The sequence below is a fragment of the Micromonospora sp. NPDC047730 genome (assembly GCF_043204765.1).
In the GTDB taxonomy this organism is placed as follows: Bacteria; Actinomycetota; Actinomycetes; order Mycobacteriales; family Micromonosporaceae; genus Micromonospora.
In genome coordinates, this window is the sequence record NZ_JBIDCU010000020.1 from 31,485 (window position 1) to 53,350 (window position 21,866).

At 72.5% G+C, this 21,866-nt stretch carries 12 protein-coding genes; 6 read left to right on the forward strand and 6 right to left on the reverse strand.

The window, feature by feature from the left end:
• Positions 1-207: 207 nt before the first annotated feature.
• From ACGF5G_RS30470 to ACGF5G_RS30480, 3 genes are all read left to right on the forward strand, one after another.
• A complete protein-coding gene (locus ACGF5G_RS30470) occupies positions 208-852 on the forward strand; it encodes a hypothetical protein (RefSeq protein ID WP_393269090.1) in 645 nt (214 codons plus the stop codon).
• A gap of 405 nt (positions 853-1,257) precedes the next feature.
• Positions 1,258-2,841 (forward strand): class I adenylate-forming enzyme family protein, encoded by a 1,584-nt coding sequence (locus ACGF5G_RS30475; RefSeq protein WP_393269092.1) that lies wholly within the window; start codon positions 1,258-1,260, stop codon positions 2,839-2,841.
• A 100-nt stretch (positions 2,842-2,941) separates the two neighbouring features.
• A complete protein-coding gene (locus ACGF5G_RS30480) occupies positions 2,942-5,095 on the forward strand; it encodes an MMPL family transporter (RefSeq protein WP_393269095.1) in 2,154 nt (717 codons plus the stop codon).
• 96 nt (positions 5,096-5,191) lie between these two features.
• Here the strand turns inward: ACGF5G_RS30480 and ACGF5G_RS30485 are convergent, their stop codons facing one another.
• Positions 5,192-7,570: a hypothetical protein gene (locus ACGF5G_RS30485; RefSeq protein WP_393269097.1), complete on the reverse strand. Its 2,379-nt coding sequence runs from the start codon at positions 7,568-7,570 to the stop codon at positions 5,192-5,194.
• Between the two features lie 23 nt (positions 7,571-7,593).
• A complete protein-coding gene (locus tag ACGF5G_RS30490; RefSeq protein WP_393269099.1) occupies positions 7,594-9,237 on the reverse strand; it encodes a fatty acyl-AMP ligase in 1,644 nt (547 codons plus the stop codon).
• A 177-nt stretch (positions 9,238-9,414) separates the two neighbouring features.
• Between ACGF5G_RS30490 and ACGF5G_RS30495 the strand changes: the two genes are divergently transcribed.
• On the forward strand, positions 9,415-15,057 hold the full coding sequence (locus ACGF5G_RS30495; RefSeq protein WP_393269100.1) for an SDR family NAD(P)-dependent oxidoreductase: 5,643 nt from the start codon (positions 9,415-9,417) through the stop codon (positions 15,055-15,057).
• 75 nt (positions 15,058-15,132) lie between these two features.
• Here ACGF5G_RS30495 and ACGF5G_RS30500 read toward each other — a convergent pair whose 3' ends face one another.
• The 3 genes from ACGF5G_RS30500 to ACGF5G_RS30510 are packed head-to-tail and all read right to left on the reverse strand — an operon-like array spanning position 15,133 to position 17,901.
• A complete protein-coding gene (locus tag ACGF5G_RS30500) occupies positions 15,133-15,603 on the reverse strand; it encodes a type II toxin-antitoxin system RatA family toxin (RefSeq protein ID WP_393269103.1) in 471 nt (156 codons plus the stop codon).
• Between the two features lie 31 nt (positions 15,604-15,634).
• Positions 15,635-16,660: an SDR family oxidoreductase gene (locus ACGF5G_RS30505; protein ID WP_393269105.1), complete on the reverse strand. Its 1,026-nt coding sequence runs from the start codon at positions 16,658-16,660 to the stop codon at positions 15,635-15,637.
• Positions 16,657-17,901: an aspartate aminotransferase family protein gene (locus ACGF5G_RS30510; protein ID WP_393269107.1), complete on the reverse strand. Its 1,245-nt coding sequence runs from the start codon at positions 17,899-17,901 to the stop codon at positions 16,657-16,659. The genes ACGF5G_RS30505 and ACGF5G_RS30510 overlap by 4 nt, the downstream gene beginning before the upstream one ends.
• 121 nt (positions 17,902-18,022) lie before the next feature.
• On the opposite strand from ACGF5G_RS30510, the gene ACGF5G_RS30515 reads away from it, so the two are divergent.
• On the forward strand, positions 18,023-18,856 hold the full coding sequence (locus tag ACGF5G_RS30515; protein WP_393269108.1) for an enoyl-CoA hydratase-related protein: 834 nt from the start codon (positions 18,023-18,025) through the stop codon (positions 18,854-18,856).
• Between the two features lie 16 nt (positions 18,857-18,872).
• Positions 18,873-19,355, forward strand: coding sequence for an SRPBCC family protein (locus ACGF5G_RS30520; protein ID WP_393269110.1), 483 nt, complete (start codon positions 18,873-18,875; stop codon positions 19,353-19,355).
• 74 nt (positions 19,356-19,429) lie between these two features.
• On the opposite strand, the gene ACGF5G_RS30525 is transcribed toward ACGF5G_RS30520, so the two are convergent.
• A complete protein-coding gene (locus ACGF5G_RS30525) occupies positions 19,430-21,631 on the reverse strand; it encodes an MMPL family transporter (RefSeq protein ID WP_393269113.1) in 2,202 nt (733 codons plus the stop codon).
• Positions 21,632-21,866: the final 235 nt, after the last annotated feature.

Here is a 21,866-nt window from a genome sequence, read left to right on the forward strand (position 1 = left end):
ACAGTGGGGCCGACCTGATCCAGAAGACGTGGGTGTCGGGCAGTGACTGGTACGCGTGGAGCGGCCGCGGACCCGTCGGCGCACCAGCCTGCTGAGAACCGACGGTGACCGGCCCGGCCGCCGCGGCACCACCGCGGCAGCCGGGCCGAACCGCGGGTAGCCGCGTGCCGGCAGCCCAGCCCAAGCCGCCCCTGGGAGGATGGACCGGTGGACGGTGATCTGTCTGTGGCGGTCGCAGGCCTTCAGAAGGCGTTCGCCCGGTACCCGCGCAGGGCGACGCTCGAAGGCTGCCCACATTGCCGAGGGCCGGTGCCGGTCGACGATCACGATCTGTTCTCTTTGACCATCAGCCTCGGCAACACGGTCGGCAGCCGTGACGACCTGAAGAGTCTGCTGCCCCTGCTGCTGGAGCGCATGGCCAGCTCCACAGAACTCGACCCGGCGATCGTGTTGGGCAAGCTGCCTCGCGAGCAGTGGCGCACCTGGCCCGAAGCCGAGCAGGGCGCTGTCGACGGCTACCTGGATGCGGTGTGGCGGTCGTTGCTGGCGACGTACCCGTCGCAGGTCGGTGCGTTTCCCGACCCGGCTACCTTCCTGGCCACGGTCGTGGCCGGCGGGGAGAGCGTCGAGCGCTTCCTCGATGTCTGGGACGTCACGCTCAGTTCGGCGGCGGATCGCCACCTGGCTGCCACGGTGAACGGACTCGACTTCGCGGACCGGAGGTCGGCGGCGCTTGCCGCCTGGCTGCGCCGCGAGTCGGTCCGCGACCGGCTGTTTCGGGCGTTCGAGCGTGACCACGCCACGTCCTGGGGTGACGACCTGGCGCGGGCCCACGACCTCGTCCGTATGTAACGACACCCCATTTCAGATCCAGGTCCAGCGCGGGTGCCGGTGCTCGCGTCCCGCCACGTCGCCGACGGGGCATTATGGCCGGTCGTCGGTCTGTCCACACTGGTCGGACGGCTCGGGGGCCGGATGCGTTCGGGGTCGGATTTCCGTCCACCCAGATCTGGTCTACGGCGGACAATGTCGATATCGTTACCGGCCAATTGGACGGCCGATGATCATTCGTCGTCAGCTGACCTCCCCAAGCCCCGAGAACAGGAGGACGCGCTCGTGGCCTCACCCGCCGATTCAACGGTCGCCGGCGACGACGTCGAGCCGCAGCGGCCCATTCCGCGGTTCCTCACCGAGTTCACGCCCACCCGGTGGCGCCGTCGGCTGAGCCCCTTTTCGCGCGTACCGAAGCACTCCAAGATGGGCGAGACCTGGCACGTGGCGGCGAAGACCGCCCCGGACGAGCTGGTCATCGTCGACCGCCCGCCGGACATCGACCCCGACGGAGCCGAAGCCCGCACCTACACCCAGTGGGCGGAACTCGTCGATCGCGCCGCGGCCTGGCTGCACAAGGCGGGCGTGCGCCCGTGGGACCGGGTGGCGATCCTCAAGCAGAACCACCTGGACATCGTCATTCTCGGCTGCGCCATCGCCCGGATCGGCGCCATTCCCTGCATGTTCTCCGGCTCCTACGGGCCGGAGGCGATGATCCCGATGCTGGAGCGGCTGGAACGGCCGTTCCTGTTGACCGACCAGAAGCACCTCGACAAGTGCGGCATCACCCCGGAGGTGGTGGCGGAGCTCACCGTACGGACGATCAGCGTCGACGCGGTCGCGGACCGGCCGGACGTGCTGCACCTGGACGACTTCAAGGACGCGCCGCCGGTCCAGCCGAACATGCGCGAGTTCAAGGAGCCGGTGGTCATCACCCACACCTCCGGCACCACCGGCATACCCAAGCTGGTCATGCACTCCGCCGAGTCCATCTACGCGATGGCCATCGTGGAGACCGAGCGGTGGCCCAGGTTCGGGCTCCGGCGCAGCGACACGGTGGCGTTCTGCGATCCCTACACGCACGAGCGGCTCACCACCATGCAGCTGGCGATGGCCGCGGTCGGCCCGCGGGTGCTCTACCTGTCCGACCCGCTCTCGCCGAGGATCCGGGAGTTGCTGGCCGAGCACAAGCCGACGCTGGTGGAGGCGCTGCCGAACATCTACCTCGCCTGGGAGCCGCTGGCCCGCGACCCCGCCGGCCTGTTCAGCAACGTGCGCGAGTACGTCAACTCGTTCGACGCCATCCACACCCGTACGATCCGCACCTTCATGGCCGCCACCAAGCGCCGGTTCCCGATCTGGGTCCAGTCGTGGAGCCAGAGCGAGAACGGCGCGCTGTGCATCCGGCCGTTCTTCCGCTTCGTGGTACGCCGCAAGGGGCACCGCCCGCCGCCGACGCAGCTGATCGGCTGGCCCATCCCGTTCCACGCCAAGATGCGGGCGGTGGACCCGGAGACCGGCAAGGAGGTCCCGCGCGGCCAGGTCGGCCTGATCGAGATCGACCAGCCGGGACGGTGCCTCGCCTACGTCGGCGAGCAGGACCGGCACGACCTGAAGTGCAACGGCAGGTGGTGGAACACCGGCGACCTCGCGGTCATCAACAAGTGGGGCGCCGTGCGGATCGTGGACCGGGAGATCGACCGGATCCCCGGCGGCAGCGCGATCGAGTTCGAGGACCTCATCCTCGACCGGATCGACTACACCACCGAGGTCATCGTCCTCCCGGTCGCCGGTGACCTGCCGGTGCCCGTGGTCAGCACCGCGGACGACGTTCCGCTGGACAAGGGCGACTGGGAGCGGGCGGTCGCGGACCTGAGCCCGATGGCCCCGCCGATCCAGATAAAGTGGGACGAGTTCCCGCGAACCGGCACGTGGAAGATCCGCCGGGTCGCGCTCCGGGAGAAGCTGCTCTCCGATGCCCAGGCGATCGGCATCGGGCGCTGGACCTGATCATCACCATCCTGTGATCACATCGACGCGGCGCCGGTCCTGACTGTGCCGGCGCCGCGTCGTTCTCCTGAGCACCGCGGTCGAGCGAAGGGTTGCTGCCATGTTGGATCTCCTCGGCCGGCTCGCGCACCGGGCGCGCTGGTGGGTGATCGCCGGCGCCGCGGTGTTCCTGGTCGCCGCGGGCACCTGGGGCGCCGGCGCGTTCGGCGACCTGGCCGTCGGCGGATTCACCTACGCGGCGAGCGAGAGCTCCCGCGCCGACGAGGTCGAACGCAAGGCGCTCGGCCGCAACGACGCGGACGTCGTCGTGCTGTTCGGCAGCGACCGCTGGACGGTGGAGGACCCCGCGTACGCCGACGCCGCCCGGCGCGTGCTGGACGGGCTGCCGGCCGACCGGGTCGAGGGCGTGACCGACTACTGGCGGGCCAGAGTTCCCGCGCTGGTCAGCACCGACCGGCACGAGACGTTCGCGGCGGTGCAGATCGCCGGTGCCACCGAGAACGACCGCCTCACCAACTACCTCGCCATCAAGGACGGCCTGACCAGCCCGGATCTCGACGTCACCGTCGGGGGGCCGCTGGCGCTGATCGACGACGTCAACAGCCAGAGCAAGGCGGACCTGACCCGCGCCGAGGCGCTGGCGTTGCCGATCCTGTTCCTGCTGCTGGTGCTCATCTTCCGTAACCTGCTGGCGGCGCTGCTGCCGGTCGCGGTCGGGGTGCTGGCGATCGTGGGCTCGTTGGCCGGCCTGCGGCTGCTGGCGCAGTTCACCGACATCTCGATCTTCGCGGTCAACGTGGTCACGCTGCTCGGCCTCGGGCTGGCCGTGGACTACAGCCTGTTCATGGTCAGCCGGTTCCGGGAGGAACTCGGCGCGGGCCACCCCGTCCCGGCGGCGTTGCGGCGGACCATGGTCACCGCGGGCCGGACCATCGTCGTCTCCGCGGTGACCGTCGCGCTCGCGCTCGCCAGCCTGGCCGTCTTCCCGCAGGTGTTCCTCCGGTCCATCGCCGTCGGTGGGGTCGCCGCGGTGCTGCTGGCGGGGTTCTTCGCGATGACCGTGATGGCGGCGATGCTGGCCCTGTTCGGGCCGCGGCTGCGGGAGCGTCGCCGCAGGCCGGTCGACACCGACCCGAACTCCGGCGCGTGGGCGCGGATCGCGCGGACGGTGATGCGCCGACCCGTACTGGTCGGGGGCGCGGTCATCGCCGTGCTGGTGGTCCTCGGTCTGCCGTTCCTGCGCATCTCCTACGGCTGGCTGGACACCCGGGTGCTGCCCGCCTCGGCGGAGAGCCGGCAGGTCCAGGACGCCATCGAGCGGTCGTTCCCGGACAGTGTCACCCGGCCGGTCGAGGCCATCGTCACCCTGGACGGCCCGGTCACCGGTCCTCCCGCCCGGGAGGAGATCGCCGCGTACGTGGAGCGGGTGGCCGCGCTGCCGGGCGTACGGCAGGCGGACGTCAGCGGGCTGGCCGGCGACACCGCGCGGGTCACCGTCCGGTTCGACGCGGAACCGATCTCCGAGCAGGGACGGGAGCTGGTCGACGCGGTGCGCGCCGTCGAACCGCCGCCCTCCGGCACGGTACTGGTCGGCGGCGACGCCGCCGGGTTCGCCGACCTGATGGACATGCTCGCGCAGCGGCTGCCGTGGATGGCGCTGCTCGTCGTGGCCACCACGTTCGTGCTGTTGTTCCTGTCCTTCGGCTCGCTGGTGCTGCCGGTCAAGGCGATCCTGATGAACGTGCTGAGCCTGACCGCGGCGTTCGGCGCGGTGGTGTGGGTCTTCCAGGACGGCCACCTCGCCGGGCCGCTGCGGTTCACCTCCACCGGCAACATCGACGTGGTGCAACCCATCCTGATCTTCGCCGTCGCGTTCGGGCTGTCGATGGACTACGAGGTGTTCCTGCTCTCACGCATCCGCGAGCACTACGACCTCAGCGGTGACAACACCGAGGCGGTCGCGGTCGGGTTGCAGCGGTCCGGACGGATCATCACCAGCGCGGCCCTGCTGCTGGTGGTGGTGATCGTGTCGTTCGCGACCGCGAGCGTGCTGGTCGTGAAGATCATCGGTATCGGGCTCGCCCTCGCCGTCGTCGTCGACGCCACCATCGTCCGGGCGCTGTTGATGCCGGCCACGATGCGGCTGCTCGGCCGGCTCAACTGGTGGGTGCCCGGGCCGCTGCGACCCCTCTACAGCCGGTGGGGGATCCGCGGGGAGAGCAGCCACCTGGACGCGGAGCGTACAGCCGCGTAGAGCCGCGCCGCCGCGCCGGGGAAGTCCCCGCCGTGCCCGCCAGTCGTGCGGCCCGCCCGTGGCCTGGGGCTGCCCCCCAGGCCACGGGCGGGCGGGTTAGTAGATCAACGCCCGGCCGAGGCCCATGTCGGTGAGGCGGGTGGAGTGCACGATGCTCGTGACCTCGACAGCCTTCTGGATGCGTTCCTCCGGCGTGGTGTCGACCAGCCGTCGCCCGTCCCACACCTCGTAGTCACCGATGCTGTCCAGGTGCGGGGCGATGCCCTCCTGGAACCAGTTCTCCCAGCGGGTGAGCTGGTCGGACACCGGCAACTGCTCCCACAGCCGCATGCCGTCGCGGATGAGCTCGACGAGGCGTTCCTTCTCGTCGGGGTGCCGCTGCACGTGCTCGCGGATGATCGACGTGCCGACGGCCAGGTGGCGCACCTCGTCGATGGCGGCGCCCTTCTCCATGTCCGCCATCCGCGGGTCGATCGGTCGCCACTTGCGCTCGCTGAGTTCGAACGACGGGGCGAGGAACCCTTCGACCAGGATCGTCAGCAGCACCACGCCGCCGACGAAGTCCTGCTGCTCGCGCACGATCGGCATGCCGTACTCCTCCAACGGATCGAGGATGGTCGCCTTGTCGTGCGCGGTCTCCCGGGCGATGACGGCGGCGACGTCCCGCTCGTCGATGCCGAGGTTCCGCAGGTGGTTCCGGAAGATCATCGCGTGGCGGGTCTCGTCCACCAGCTGGGTGGCGTAGAACTCCGCGGTCGTGGAGTCGGGCGCGCACGCCACGATGTGACCGATCGCGCGGGCCGCCCGCTCCTCGGCCAGCGCGCGGAACGCGACCTCCTGGATCAGTGCGTCCCGCAGCGGGCCCGGCTCGTGGAGGAATTCCGGGGTTACCAGCTCCGGCGGGTAGCCCACGATGTTTCCGCGCAGCGTGCGCTGCGGGACGTTGGCGAACCAGTACCGCAGGTCGCAGTCGCGTGCGGTCAGCCGGATGCCCTCCGCGCCGTCGAAGAGGGAGGACGCCTGGTCCCAGTCGGCGGCGTCGTCCGCCGTCATCCCCGACCGCTCGTCGGTGCGGGGGGCCGCGGGCTGCGGGCTGTACGTGACCACCGGCTGCGGGCGCGGGCCGGGCAGGGTGACCGGTGCCGTGGCCTCGTCGGGCCGGGTGGAGGCCGGGTCCTGGACCGGCTGGACCGCGAGGCTGGGCGCGGGTGCGCCGACCGGTGGGGCCACGGACGAATGCACCGCCTGCGGGCCCGGTGGCTGCGCGGCCGGCACCGCCGGTGCCTGCACGGACGGCTGCGCCGCTGGTGGCTGCGCGGCCGGTGCCGGGGCGCTGTCGTTCATGATGAACGGGCGGGTGCCGTCGAGGTAGTCGACCAGCGGCGCCGCGACGCTGGCCCGCGACGGCGGGTGGAACGCGACGCACTGGCAGGCCGCGACCAGGTAGGCCACCTCGGGGGAGCGGATGAACGACATGCCCCCGAGCATTTCGACGGCCTGGCGGGCGGCGTCGGTGATGGCGTCCTGCGTGCCGTAGCGGGCCATCAGGACGCGGGCCAGCGCGTCGTTGTCCGTCTCGCCGGCCTGCATGGCGCGGGCCGCGCCCTCCAGCAGCTGCGTCGCCGTCTCCAGCCGGGTGCCCAGCGCGGCGCGGTCGGTGACCGCGCCGCGCCCGGCGGCCAACGCGCGTTCGACGAGCGCGCTGGCCATGCCCAGGTACGACGCGGTGATGAGCAGCTCGAACCAGATGAACCCGACTGTCTGCAGGTCGTCGAGCATCCCGTCCGGGCCGTTCTCGGTCGGGATGACCAGTTCCTCCTCGATGAACACGTCGGTCAGCCGGACCTCGTCGCTCTCCGCGCCGGCGAGCACGCTGCTGCCCCAGAACGGGTGCCGGGTGATGCCGCGCAGCGTGGCCGGCATGAGCAGGAAGGCCGTCTGCTGGCCGCCGCCCGGTGCGGGCACCGCCACGCTGGCCGTCAGCAGGTCCATCGAGTGGCTCAGGCTGCACGGCTTCTTCGACCCGTTGATCCGGTAGCCGCCGTCCACCGGCGTCGCCGTCATCGAGGGGGAGAGGATCCCCTGGGCCGGGCGGCCCTCGGCGAAGCCCGAGGAGACCAGCAGGTTGCGGCTGGTGATCGCCTCCAGCAGGGCCCACTCCATGCCGGAGTTCTTGATGCTCTCGGCGAAGGTGAACAGCGTCGCCACGGAGAAGTGGTGCATCGTGGTCGCGACCGCCAGCGACGGCGCGTGGGCGCCGATCGCGCGGGTGACCCGTACCGCGTCCAACGGGGACGCGCCGAGCCCGCCGTAGTCCTTCGGGATCACCAGGCTCGGGCCGCCGCTGGCCCGGAACACCGGCAGCGTGCCGCCGCCGGAGGCTTCCCGTTGCTCGAACGGGACCTCGGACAACCCGTCGAGCAGCCCCGGCAGGTACGACTCGCAGAGGGCACGGGCCTGGTCAAGGGATCGCACAGAATTCCTCCGGAGGCGGACGGTCAACGAGGGATGAGCGAGCGGGCCGCCGCGCGGCGCAGCTTGCCCGACGGGGTCTTCGGAAGGCTGCCCGGCGGCAGCACCACGACCTCCGCCGGACGGGCGTCGACGTCGGCGAGGACCCGGTTGGCGATCGCGTCGGAGAGCGCCTTCTCGGCGGCCGGGTCACCGACCAGGCGTGACTCGACCAGCACCGCGAACGACTCCCGCGCCACCCCGTCGCCGGCCATCAGCCGTACCGCCGCGACGTTGCCGTCGCGGACGCCGTCGACGCCGGCGGCCGCGCGCTCGATGTCGGTGGGATAGATGTTGCGGCCGCCCATGATGACGACGTCCTTGCGGCGGCCGCAGACCACGATCTGACCGTCGACCAGGTAGCCCTCGTCGCCGATGTCCAACCAGCCGTCGTCGTCCAGGGCCGGGGCCGGACCATCCTCGGTGAGGTAGCTCCGGGTCACCGAGTCACCGCGCAGCTGCAACCGGCCGACCTCACGGTCGCCCAGCTCGGCGCCGGAGTCGTCGACGACCCGCACGCTCACGCTCGGGTGGGCGGCGCCGAGCATGGGCAGCCGGCGCACGGCGGTCGGGTGGTCGTCGCCCGCCGGTACCGCCCGCCGGTTCTTCTCCAGCGCCAAGGCGTCGACGGTGTCGAGGAGCATCGGATCCGACAGCGCCGACAGCGAGATGACCAGGGCGCTCTCCGCCGCGCCGTAGCAGCAGTTCACCGCCTCCGGCCGCAGGCCGAACCGCGCGCCGGCCGCGACGAACGCCTCCACCGTCGACGGGTCGATCGGCTCCGCGCCGTTGCACAGGGCCTTCAACCGGGACAGGTCGAGCGAACCGGCGTCGGCGCGGGCGAGCTGCCGGGTCAGGATCGCGTACGCGAAGTTCGGCGCGGCGGTGATCGTGCCGCCGTACCGGCTCATCAGCTCCGCCCACACCATCGGGCGGCCGAGGAACTCCGCGGGCGTGACCATGACCAGGTCGATGCCGGTGAACATGGGCAGCAGCAGGCAGCCGACCATGCCCATGTCGTGGAAGAGCGGCAGCCAGCTCACCAGCACGTCGTCGTCGCCGCACTCGAGGTGGGCCGCGGTGTCGACGAGGTTGGCGTGGATGTTGCGGTGGGTGATCCGCACCGCCTTCGGCTCGGCGGTCGAGCCGCTGGTCAACTGGAGCAGCGCGGTGTCGTCCTCGGCGGCGGGCACGACGGTGAACTCCCGGTCGCTGTCCAGGTCGCCGATCATCCGGTGGGGGACGCCCTGCTCGCGCAGCACGCCGGCCATCGCCTCGAACGGGGCGCCCACCAGCACCAGACGCGCGTCGATCATGCGCAGGACACGCAGCGTGTCGTCGCGCCAGACGGCCAGGTCGGTCCGCGGGGTCGGCTGGTGCAGCATGGTCACGCTGCCGCCGGCCAGCCACGTCCCCTGGGCGACCCGCGCGACCTCCCCCGGGTCACCGGCCAGGACCGCGACGGCCTGGCGGGGGGCCAACCCGCCCGCGACCAGTGCCGCCGCCGTACGCCGGGCCGCCTCGTGCAACTGCCCCCAGCCGCGCCGCACCGGGTTCGCGGGGGCGCCGGTGACCATGCCGCCCGACGACCGCCCGGCGGTGCCGACGACGGCATCGACGAAACGGCTCACCTCGATCTCGCCTGAATCATGCGGGACAGCGTAGACAGGGCGATCGACAAAGACCATAGATCCTTTGTGGAGTCCGTACGGGCGATTGTGTTGGGCGCCGTGACCGATAGAGGATGACCGCTGCCCGGTGGGTGACCGCGGCACCGACGTTGATGATCGCGGAAGGCGGCCGCCTGAATGGGTGACTCCAGGACGCAGTGGTGGTTGGATGTCGTACGTACCGAGGCGGCCGAGGTGCTCGGTCGGCCGCGTGGTGACGTCACTGCCGACGGTGCCTTCGCCGACCTCGGCTTCGACTCACTGACCGCGCTCGAACTGGCCGACCGGCTGTCCGAGGCGAGTGGGCTCCAACTCTCCGGCACCCTCGCCTTCGACTACCCCAACCCGTCGGCCCTGGCCGGGTACCTGGCCGAACAGGTCGGCGGCCCGGACGCGGACCCGCAGCCGGGGCACCGCGTCGCCACGCCGGCGGCCGGCGAGCCGGACGGCGCGCCGTCGGGTGCGCCCGAGCCGATCGCCATCGTGGCGATGGCCTGCCGTTTCCCCGGTGGAGCGGCCACCCCCGAGGACTTCTGGACCTTCCTGGCCGACGGCCGCGACGGCATCGGGCCGTTCCCGACCGACCGGGGCTGGGACCCGCAGGTGTTCCATCCCGACCCCGACCGTCCCGGCTCCACCTACGCCCGCCACGGGGGGTTCCTCTACGACGCCGGCGACTTCGACGCCGGGTTCTTCGGCCTGTCGCCCCGCGAGGCGTTGGCCACCGACCCACAGCAGCGGCTGATGCTGGAGATCTCCTGGGAGGCGCTGGAACGCGCCGGCATCGACCCGCGCACGCTGCGCGGAAGCCGCACCGGCGTGTACACCGGCGTCATCGCCGGCGACTACGCCCCGCGCCTCGGCGCCATCCCGCCGGAGGTCGCCGGCTTCCTGATGGCCGGCAACGCGTCCAGCATCGTCTCCGGCCGCGTGTCGTACACGTTGGGCCTGGAGGGACCCTCGCTGTCGGTCGACACCGCCTGCTCGTCGTCGCTGGTCGCGCTGCACCTGGCGGCCCGCTCGCTGCGTACCGGCGAGTGTGACCTCGCACTGGCCGGCGGGGTCACCGTGATCGGGACGCCGTTGGTGTTCACCGAGTTCAGCCGCCAGGGCGGGCTCTCCCCGGACGGGCGGTGCCGGTCGTTCGCCGCGGCCGCCGACGGCACCGGCTGGGCCGAGGGCGCCGGTGTGCTGGTCCTCGAACGGCTCGCCGACGCACGCCGGCACGGCCGGCGCGTCCTGGCGGTTTTGCGCGGCAGCGCGGTCAACTCCGACGGGGCGTCCAACGGCCTCACCGCGCCCAACGGTCCGTCCCAGCAACGCCTGATCGCCGACGCGCTCGCCGATGCGGGCCTCGACGCACCCGACGTGGACGTGGTGGAGGCACACGGCACCGGCACCCGGCTGGGCGACCCGATCGAGGCCCAGGCGCTGATCGCCGCGTACGGCTCCGGCCGGCAGCGTCCGCTGTGGCTCGGGTCGGTCAAGTCGAACATCGGACACACCCAGGCGGCGGCCGGCGTGGCCGGGGTCATCAAGATGGTGCTGGCGCTGCGGCACGGCCGGCTGCCCCGCACGCTGCACGTCGACGAACCCACGCCGTACGTGGACTGGTCCGCCGGCCCGCTGCGGCTGCTGACCGACGAGCAGCCCTGGCCGGCCGGCGCCCGGCCGCGTCGCGCGGCGGTGTCGTCGTTCGGGATCAGCGGCACCAACGCGCACGTCATCGTCGAGGAGGCGCCGCAGGACGAGCCCGTCGCCCCGACCGACAGCGCGGCCGTGCCGGTGCCGCTGGTGCTCTCCGCGCGGACCGTCCCCGCGCTGCGCGAACATGCCCGCCGCCTCGACGCCTTCCTCGACGCCCACCCCGACCTGCCGGTCCGCGCGGCGGCGGTCGCGGCAGCCCGGCGTACGGCGTTCGAACAGCGCGCCGTCGTCCTCGACCGCGACGCCCTCGCGGCGCTCGCCGCCGGGCAGGACGCCCCGGCCGTGGTCACCGGCACGGCGAGCGAGGGCGGGCTCGCCCTGGTCTTCCCCGGACAGGGATCGCAGCGACCCGGGATGGGGCGGGAACTCGCCGCGGCCGAACCGCGGTTCGCCGCCGCCCTGGACGAGGTCTGCGCCGCACTGGACCGGCACCTGGACCGTCCCGTCCGCGCGGTCATCGACGGCGACCCGGACCTGCTGGACCAGACCGAGTACACCCAGCCGGCGCTGTTCGCCGTGGAGGTGGCGCTGTACCGGCTGCTGCGACACTGGGGCCTCCGGCCGGACTTCGTCCTCGGCCACTCGATCGGGGAGATCACCGCCGCCCACGTGGCCGGCGCGCTGTCGCTGGACGACGCCGCCCGCCTCGTCGTCGTCCGCGGACGGCTGATGCAGGCGTTGCCCGCCGGCGGCGCGATGGCCGCGATCCAGGCCACCCCGCAGGAGGTCGAGCCGCTGATCGCCGACCCCGCGGCGCAGGTCGGGCTCGCCGCCGTCAACGGCCCGACGTCGGTCGTCGTCGCCGGCCCGCAGGACGCGGTGCAGACCGTCGCCGACGCGTTCGCCGCACGAGGCCGCAGGACCACCCGGCTACGCGTCAGCCACGCGTTCCACTCCCCGTTGATGGAGCCGATGCTCGCGGACCTCGCCAAGCTGGAGGCGGACCTCACCCACCGGGCGCCGGAGATCCCGCTGGTCTCCAACGAGACGGGCCTGCCGGTGGACATGATCACACCGGGGCACTGGAGTCGGCACGCGCGGCAACCGGTGCGGTTCGCACAGGCCGTACGCCGGCTACGCGAGCAGGGGGTGAGCCGGTTCCTGGAGGTCGGGCCCGGCGGCGTGCTGTCGGCCATGGTCCTCGACTCCGTCGGCGACCTGGACGCCGACACGGGTGACCCGACGATCGCCGTGCCGCTGCTGCGCGGCGGGCGCGACGAACGGGACTCCGCCTGGGGCGCGGTGGCCCGCCTGTTCGCCCACGGCGTGGACGTCGACTTGCCCGCGCTGGTCGGCGGGGACGTCCCGCCCGCGGAGCTGCCCACCTATCCGTTCCAGCACCGGCGGTACTGGTTGACCCCACCGGCCCGGCCGCTGCTCGGGGAGCCGGTCGAGACGCTGGACGCCGGAGTGCTGCTGACCGGCGAACTGTCGATCGCCGCCCAGCCGTGGCTCGCCCAGCACCGCGTGGGCGGGACGGTCGTCGTACCGGGCGCGCTGCTGGCGGAGCTGGCGGCGCGCGCGGGCGCGCACGCCGGCTGCCCCGAGGTGGTGGAGCTCCTCCTGCAGGCGCCGCTGGTGCTCCCCGAGGCCGGCGCCGTCCAGACCCGGGTGGTCGTCGCCGGGACGGACGGCGACCCGACCCGCCCGCTGACCATCCACGCGCGCCCACCCGGCGGAACGTGGACGCCGCACGCGACGGGAACCGTCGCCCCGGTGCGGACCAGCGACGCCACCCGGTTGAGGCTGTGGCCGCCGCCGGGCGCGGCGCCGTTGGACACGGACGGCTTCTACGACCGCCTGCGCGCCGGTGGCTACGACTACGGCCCGGTGTTCCAGGGCGTCGGCCGGGCGTGGCAGCGGGGCGACGAGATCTTCGCCGACGTGACGCTGCCCGCCGACGCCGCCGGCGCGACCGAGGGTTTCCTGCTGCACCCGGCGCTGCTCGACGCTTCGCTGCACGCCCTCGGCCTGATCGGCGACGCCGGCGCGGACGACGGGATCGCGCTGCCGTTCTCCTGGACGGGCCTGCAGGTGCACGCCCGAGGCGCCACGGCGCTGCGGGTCCGGCTGACCCGCGTCGGCGACGGTGTCGACGTCGTCCTCGCCGACCCGTCCGGTGCGCCGGTCGCCTCGGTCCGGCACGTCGCGCTACGGCCGATCACCCCCGACCGGCTCACCCTCGGGCCGTCCGGGTCGGGCGGCGGGTACGAGCTGCGCTGGGTGCCGGCCGCGCCGGTCCGGTCCGACCAGCCGGTGGTCTGGCTCGACGAGTTGGCGGCCGGCGACCAGGTTCCCGACCTCGTCTTCACCGAACTGCCGCCGGGCGGTGACGACCCGCACCCCACCGTCGCCGCCGCGCTCGACCTGGCGCACCGCTGGCTGGCCGACCCGCGGTACGGCGCCGCCCGGTTGGCGGTGGTGACCCGGCGGGCCGTCGGCGACCAGTCCCGGGACCTCGCGCAGGCGGCGGCGTGGGGGCTGCTGCGGTCGGCGCAGTCCGAGCACCCCGGCCGGTTCGCGCTGATCGACCTGGACGACGACCCGGCGTCGCGGCAGGCGCTCGCCGCGGCCGGCTCCGCCGGAGAACCGCAGGTCGCCGTCCGCGCCGGTGGACTGCTGGTGCCTCGGCTGCGCCCGTCGGCCACCGACAGCCTCGTCCCGCAGACCGGGGCCCCCACTGATCCCGGGGCCGTCACCCGCGTCGGACCACGGCCGTGGGCCCCGCAGGGCACCGTCCTCGTCACTGGCGCGACCGGCGCCATCGGCCGTCTCGTGGCACGGCACCTGGTGGAGCGGCGCGGGGTGCGGCACCTGGTGCTCACGTCCCGGCGTGGATCCGACGCCCCCGGCGCCGCCGACCTGGTCGGCGAGCTGACCGCGCTCGGCGTGGAGTCGGTGCGCGTCGTTGCCTGCGACGTCGCCGACCCGGCGGCCCTGACCGACCTGCTGGGGTCCGTCCCCGCCGAGCATCCGCTCACCGCCGTGCTGCACCTGGCCGGTGTGCTGGACGACGGGGTCGTCGAGTCGCAGACCCCGCAGCGGGTGGCCGGAGTGCTGCGGCCGAAGGCGGACGGCGCACGGCAGCTGCACGAGCAGACCCGCGAGTGCGACCTGGCCGCGTTCGTGCTCTTCTCCTCCGCCGCCGGCCTGCTCGGCTCGCCCGGGCAGTCGGGTTACGCCGCCGCCAACGCCTACCTCGACGCCCTCGCCGAGCAGCGGCGCGCGCAGGGGCTGCCGGGGCAGTCGCTGGCGTGGGGCCTGTGGGAGCTGCCGGACGGGATGGCCGAGCAGGTCAGTGACACGGGCCTGCGTCGCATGCGCGGGATCGGGCTGACGCCGTTGCCGCCGGGGCGCGGACTGGCCCTGCTGGAACGGGCGCTCGACTCGGACGCGGCGACGCCGGTCCTCGTCGACGTGGACAGCGCCCTGCTCGACGGGCACGACCGGCGGTCGGTGCCGCCGGTGCTGCACGACCTGATGGCCACGGACCGCCCGGCCGGCGCGGACGTCGCCGGCCTGGGGGCGCCGGCCACCGCGTCGGTCGACCCGGTAACCGGCGGCGCGCCCGGCCCGACCGGCGGCACCCGGGCGGGAGGCACGGACCTCGCCAGGACCCTGCCCGGGCTCGCTCCCGCCGACCAGGACCGGGTGCTGCGGGAGATGGTGCTCGCCGAGGCCGCCAGGGTTCTCGGCCACACCTCCGCCGCCGACCTGGACGGCACCCGGAGCCTGCCCGAGCTCGGATTCGACTCGCTGACGGCGGTCGAGCTGCGCAACCGGCTCGCCACCGCGACCGGGCTGACCCTGCCGGCGACCCTGGTGTTGGACTACCCGAACGTGCGGGAACTGGTCGGCTACCTACGCGGTGAGCTGTTGCCCGAGCAGGCGTCCACCGCGCTCGGGGTGCTGGAGGAGTTGACCCGGCTGGAGTCCAGCCTGGCCAACCTGACGATGGACGGTGTGGCGCGCAGGCGGCTCGCCGACGCCCTGAACCAGTTGCTGTCGCTGGTCGACACAGAGTCGGACAAGGTCGACGCGGCGAAGGACGACTTCTTCGACCTGCTCGACTAGGAGCCCGCCCCGGCCCGTCGGGAAAGCGGGTCGTCCTCCAGCCGATCGGGCGGCTGGAGGACGGCCCGCGGCCGCTCAGCCGAGCGGGGCGGCCTCCACCACGGTGACCTCGATGTCGGAGCCGAACAGCCCGCGCAGGATGTCCCGGATCGAGTCGCGCATCGCCGCGCACGCCACCGGGTCGATCAGGCTCGCCAGGGAGGCGATGCCCAGGTCGAATCGGCTGTCGAACTCGACCCGCACCCCCTCGTCGGCCTCGACGACCAGCCACGAGCCGGTGAACGTCGCGAAGTCGCCCTTGGTCTGTTCGAAGTCGATGCGGCGGTTGACCGGGTCGATCTGGTCGCGTTCGGTCCAGACGAGGATGCCCCGGCGGAAGTTCACCTCCCACGTCGACTCCACCTCGGTCGGGCTGACCTCGGTCACCCCGACCGTCCGTACGGTGTCGGTGAACTCCGGATACGCGGCGAAGTCGGCCAACCGGTCGAACGACTCCTTGGCGTCTGCCCTGGGCAGCAGAGCGTGCACGATGACGGAGCACTCCATCGCGGGTGGCCTCCTCAGCTCGGGTTGACGATCACTGCTGCAACCCCCGGATCAGGTGACGCAGGCTGACCCGCCACGCGTCCTCGGCCTGCGCCGGGGTCATCGCGTCCGGTCCGCCGGGAATCGTGCCGAACGATGTCGGCAGCAGTTCGGGGATGATGACCAGCCCGCAGACGGCCACCACGCCGTCCAGCCGAGCCAGGTCCTCGGGAGGAAGGACGTCCGCGAACGCCGGCCGGACCAGCCGATCCACGATGGACGGATCCGCGATCCGGCCGTCGGGTATGTCCATGCCGCACTCGCGGGCGGTTTCCGTCACCAGTTCGAGGTAACGCTCCACCGGGATGCCGGCGGGTCCGGCGGTCAGCCAGTAGTCGCCCTTGCGCAGGTCGGCGTCGAGCACCGCGCGGATTCCCTGCGCGACCATGTCCTGGGGGACGAGGTCGAAGAACGTGCCGGGATGCGCCGGGATGAACGGCAGCTTGCCGGTCACCAGGTACTCGGCGAGCTGGTGCACTCCCTGGGGCTGGCGGATGACGCCGGTACGGGAGTCGCCGATGACGATCGCCGGCCGGACGATCACCGTGTCGATGCCGCTGTCGCGGACCATCTGCTCGCCGAGGTACTTCGACGTGACGTACTCGTCGGTCCGGGCGGCCACCTTCTCGGTGCCCAGCCTGCCGCCGCCACCGGCGCGGCCGTACCGGGACACGTAGGCGGTGCTGACGTGGACCAGGGTCGCGTCCGCCTCGGCGGCGAACTCGACGACCCGGCCGAGGCCCTCGATGTTGAGCCGGTCCACCTCCGCCTGGTCGGCGGAGAAGTTGACGATGGCGGCGGAGTGGACCACCGCGTCGACCTCGGCGCACAGCTCGCGGTAGGCGCGGCGGTCGAGCCCGAGCGAGGGGGCGTGCAGGTCCAGCCGGACCACCCGGTTCGAGCCGCCCGGCAGGCGTCGGTAGGCGGCGGCGATCACGTCGTACCCGGAGAGTTCCGCCAGTACGGCGGTGCCCACGACGCCGCTGGCCCCGGTGACCAGGACGGTACGTCGCGTCATGCGGGGAAGTCGCTTCCGGTGGCGGGGAAACGCGCGGCCAGGGCGGCGCAGGCCCGCTCGAATGAGGCGACCAGCCGCTCCTCCTCGTCGGGGGTCATCGTGGCGGGTGGGGTGAGCCGCAGCACCGGGTGCGCGTTCATCGAGTGGTTGACGACCACGTCGTTGTCGAGCAGGTCCATCAGGAACTCCGCGGCGTGCATTCCGGAGCGGAACTCCACTCCGATGAGCAGCCCGGCGCCGCGTACGTCGGCCACGAGGTGCCCGATCGACCGCACCGTCTCGGTGATCGCCGCAAGTAGCCGCTCGCCCAGGTCGGCCGCCCGCTCCACCAGCTTCTCCTCCCTGATCACCTCGACCGTCGCGCGGACGGCGGCCATGGCGAGGGGGTTCGCGGAGAACGTGGACGTGTGCAGGTAGGGGTCCTTGTCGAACGGGGCGAACGCCTCCTCGGTCGCCAGGGTCGCCGCGACCGGCACCAGCCCGCCGCTGAGCGCCTTGCCGACCAGCAGGACGTCCGGCCGTACGTCGTCGCGGTCCGCCGCCCACCAGGTCCCGAGCCGCCCCAGCCCGGTCATCACCTCGTCCAGGACGAGCATCGCCCCCCGATCGCGGCACAGCGCCTCGACGGCCTTGAGATAGCCGGGCTGGGGGATGATCACCCCGCCCTCGCTCTGCACCGGTTCGACGACCACGCAGACGTCACGGTCGACGACGGCGGCCAGTTCGTCCAGGTCGCCGAACCTGACGTGGGTGACCTCGGGCAGCAGCGGGCGGAACGGGTCCTGATAGAGCGACCGCGCGGTGAGCGACAGCGCGCCGACCGTCTTGCCGTGGTATCCGCTGTGCATGGAGACCAGCCGGTGCCGCCCGTTCGCCCGGGCGATCTTGATCGCGGTCTCCACCGCCTCCGCGCCCGAGTTGGAGAAGTGCACCTTGACCAGGCCCTCCGGCGCCACCGAGGTCAACGCCTCGGCGGCCCGGGCGGCGGGCTCGTTCAGCAGCACCCGGGTGGACAACGCCTGCCGTTCGAGCTGGTCGCGCACCGCCGCGAGTACGACCGGATTGCCGGCACCGACGAAGAACACGCCGTAGCCGGCGCAGTTCAGCAGTTGGCGACCGTCCGCGGTGTGCACCACGGTGCCCGTGGCGCCGACCTCCAGTGGTGTGTGGAGCATGGCGGCGACCCGCCCCAGCCCCTCGCCGAGATGGCGGCGGTAGATATCGAAGACACTGGAGGACACGGCGGAAGTCTGCCCGAACGGCAGCAACCGATCAATGGTCTACTCAGGACTGTCGTCGGTGGCCGAACAGCCGACCCGTCGAGCATTGCCGCGAGCGTTGACCTTGCTCTAGGGTGCCGGCGTGGACACGTACAGCGAGATCATCTACTCCGTTTCGGACCGGATCGCCACGGTCTCGCTCAACCGTCCCGAGGAGCGCAACGGCTACACCCTGCGGATGGCCGACGAACTCGCGCACGCGTTCGACCGCGCCGACCGCGACGACGACGTCCGGGTCGTCGTCCTCACCGGTACGGGTGAGCACTTCTGCGCCGGGTTGGACATGTCCGTGACGGAGTTCGACACCCCCGACGACCCCGAGGCCGAGTGGGCGGAACCGGCGGGGCGGTGCTCGATGCGGATCTTCGCGATGAACAAGCCGGTCATCGCCGCGATCCGGGGCGCGGCCGTCGGCGCGGGAGCCACCATCATCCTGCCGGCCGACTACCGGCTCGCCGCCACCGACGCGCGATTCGGGTACGTCTTCAGCCGGCGGGGCATCTACGCCGAAGGCGCGTCCACCTGGTTCCTCCCGCGGCTGGTCGGGATGGGCTGCGCGCTCGACTGGATGATCAGCGGGCGGGCGTTCGACGCCGCCGAGGCGCTCTCGGCCGGCCTGGTGCACAGCGTCCACGAGCCGGAGCACCTGCTCGACAAGGCGTACCAGCTCGCGCGGACCATCATCGCCAGCACCGCGCCGGTGTCCGTGGCGGTCATCCGGCAGATGCTGTACCGGACCAGCGCGCTGGACTCGCCGTACCCGGCGCACCGGCTGGACTCCCGACTCTCCGCAGAGGCTCTGACGAGCGCGGACGCGAGGGAGGGCTTCGACTCCTTCCGGCAGCGACGCGCTCCGGCCTTCCCGGGGCGGGTCAGCAGCGACCTGCCCGACCACCTCCCGTGGAGGAACGAATGACGTCTATGGTTGCGGCATGACCACGCAGGCAGCCGGGCACGGTCCAGAAGTCGCCGAACAGATCACCGTCACGGCACCGGCGGGGACGGTCTACGCGGCCGTCGCCGACGTACGGCGGATGGCCAGGTGGAGCCCGGAGTGCGTCGCGGTCTGGGTCACCCGGCGCGACGGCGGGCAGCCGCGACGGTTCGTCGGCTGGAACCGTCGCGGCCCGTTGCTGTGGTTCACCACCTGCCGGGTTGTCACCGCGACGCCGGGCAGCGAGTTCGCCTTCGACGTCACCACCTTTGGCCAGCCGGTGGCCCGCTGGGGCTACCGGTTCAGCGAGACCGACGGCGGCACCGAGGTGACCGAGTACTGGCAGGACCGGCGCAACGGGACGGCCCGCGTTCTCGGCCGGATCTTCACCGGCAGGGCGTCGGGCGACCGCCCGACCGTGAACCGGAACGGCATGCGGGAGACCCTGCGCCGGTTGAAGCGGGAGCTGGAAGCGGCCTGACCCCGCGGCGGCCGACCGGGTGTCGTAACCGGCCCTATCCGAGGATGGGTAGGGCCGGGTTCGGCGGGGCGGGGTCAGGCCCCCGTCGTCGCCAGCGTGCGTTCCTGCTGCGGGGCCGCCGGTAGGTCGTGCGACACGCGCGGGAGCCATTCCAGCCACCGGGGCAGCCACCAGTTCTTCTCGCCGAGCAGGGCCATGACCGCCGGCAGCAGTACCGCGCGGACGATCGTCGCGTCGAGCAGCACGGCTGCGGCGAGCCCGACGCCGAGCTGCTTGGGAGCGGCCATCGGCAGCGTGGCGAATAGCGCGAACACGGCCACCATCACCGTCGCCGCGCTGGTGATGACCCCGGCCGTGCGGGTGATCCCCTCGGTGACCGCCAGCCGGGTCGGTAGTCCTCGGTCGTGGCCCTCACGGATCCGGCTGACGACGAAGACGTGGTAGTCCATCGACAGCCCGAACAGGATGACGAACAGGAACAGCGGCATCCAGTTGGTGATGCCGTCGGCGGCGCGGAAGTCGAGCAGCGACTCGAAGTGACCGTACTGGAAGACGTAGACCAGCATGCCGTAGGCCGCGGCGACGGACAGCAGGTTGAGCAGCACGCCGGTGACGGCCACGACGACGGACCGGAACGACACCAGCAGGAGCAGGAAGGCCAGGCCGAGAACGAACCCGAAGACCAGCGGCAGGGACTTCGCGAGCTGGTCGTTGAAATCCTGGGAGGTGGCGGTGGCGCCGGTGACGCCGACCCAGGCGTCGGGCAGCCGGCCGAGCGTCGCCGGCAGCACGGTTCCGCGCAGGGTCGCCAGGGCCTCCTCGGAGGTGCGGTCCCCGCCGGAGCCGGACAGCCCGACGCTGACGACGGCGACCGTGCCGGCGGGGTTGACCTCGACCGTGATCGGCTCGTGCAACCGGCCGGTCGCCAACGCCTGCTCCTTGAACGCCGCCATCGCACCGTTCCAGGCGGGCCCCGTGACCTGCGGGGCCTTGACCACGATCTCGGCCGGGGCGGCGCCGCCTGGGAACGCCGTCTGGATCGCCACGAACGCCTGCGCGATCGGCGCGCTCGGAGACAGGTCCTCGACACCCTCCCCCTTCGTACGCAGGTCCAGTGCGGGTGCGGCGAGCGCGCCGAGAGCCACGGCGGCGAGCACCGCCGAGACCAGCGGGCGGCGCAGGACGAGCCGCAGAACCGTGCCCCACACCCGGCCGTCGGAACGGGTGCGGTACAGGACGGGGATCCGGCCCGAATCGACGCGGTCGCCGAGCGCGGACAGCAGCGCCGGCAGGACCGTCAGCGAGCCGAGCACCGCGGTCGCGATGACGAGGATGGTGCCGACGGCAAAGCTGACGAAGGTGGTGTCACGGGTGAGGAACATGCCGGCCATGGCGACGATGACGGTCAGCCCGGAGATCCAGACCGACCGGCCGGAGGTCTGCGCGGCGATGACCAGCGCGCGCTGCGGATCCGCGCCGTTGCGGCGTTCGTCGCGCTCCCGGCGGATGTAGAACAGGCAGTAGTCGACGCCGACGGCCAGCCCGACGAGCAGCATGACGTGCATGGTGGTGTCGACGGTCGGCGCCAGGTGGCTGGTGAAGCCGAGCAGGCCGATCGCGGCGACGACGGCGGTGATGGCGAGCCCGACCGGCAGCAACGCGGCGGCGACCGCGCCGAAGGCGACGAACAGGATGCCGAGGGTGACCGGGATGGAGAGCATCGACAGCCTGGTCAGGCCGGCGTCGAGGTCGTCGCCGACGAGTTTGTCGCTGCTGGCGTCGCCGGCCTGCGCGATGTACAGCTGCGGGTGCGCCCGCTGGACGGCGGCGACGGCGTCGAGGACCGGCCCGACCCGGTCCTTGGCAGTCCGCGGGTCGCCGTGCATGGCGAAGGTGAGCAGCGCCGACTTCCCGTCCCCGGAGATCACCGGCGGCTCCATCGCGTCGGTGGCGCCGGTGGCCTGCACGGCGGCGGTGACCTCGGCGATGGCGGCCCGCCCCTCCGGACCGTCCACCGTCGATGTGCGCGAGCTGACGATCACCATCTCGCCGGCCTGCTCTGTGGGGAAGCCGGCCTGTTCGACGATACGGTCGGCGTGGCCGGACTCGCCGAGGCCGAAGTCGCTGTCGGTCGCCTTGACGATGCCGACCTGCCCACTCAGGACGGTGACGCCGATGACGAAGACCAGCCAGCCGAGTATGGCGAGCGTACGGTGACGGGCACTCCACACCGCGACGTGCGCCGCGACGCCGGTGACGTCTTCCCTGGATCTCATGGCTCGAACGGTATGGAGCGCGACGGGGCGGGTCGATCCCGTGAGCCTCCTGGTGGGGGTGGGGACAGCCCTACCTTGACGACCGGGGCGGGGCGGATGGACGTACCGGCCGGCTGGCACCTGCGAGTTCGCGCGCCCAAGGCAAGATCGCATTGCGTCGCCCTCGCCCTACGACGTGGGCAAGAAGATCAACGGTTCGTCATCACCGACACTTCGGGCCTGCTGGGGGTACGTC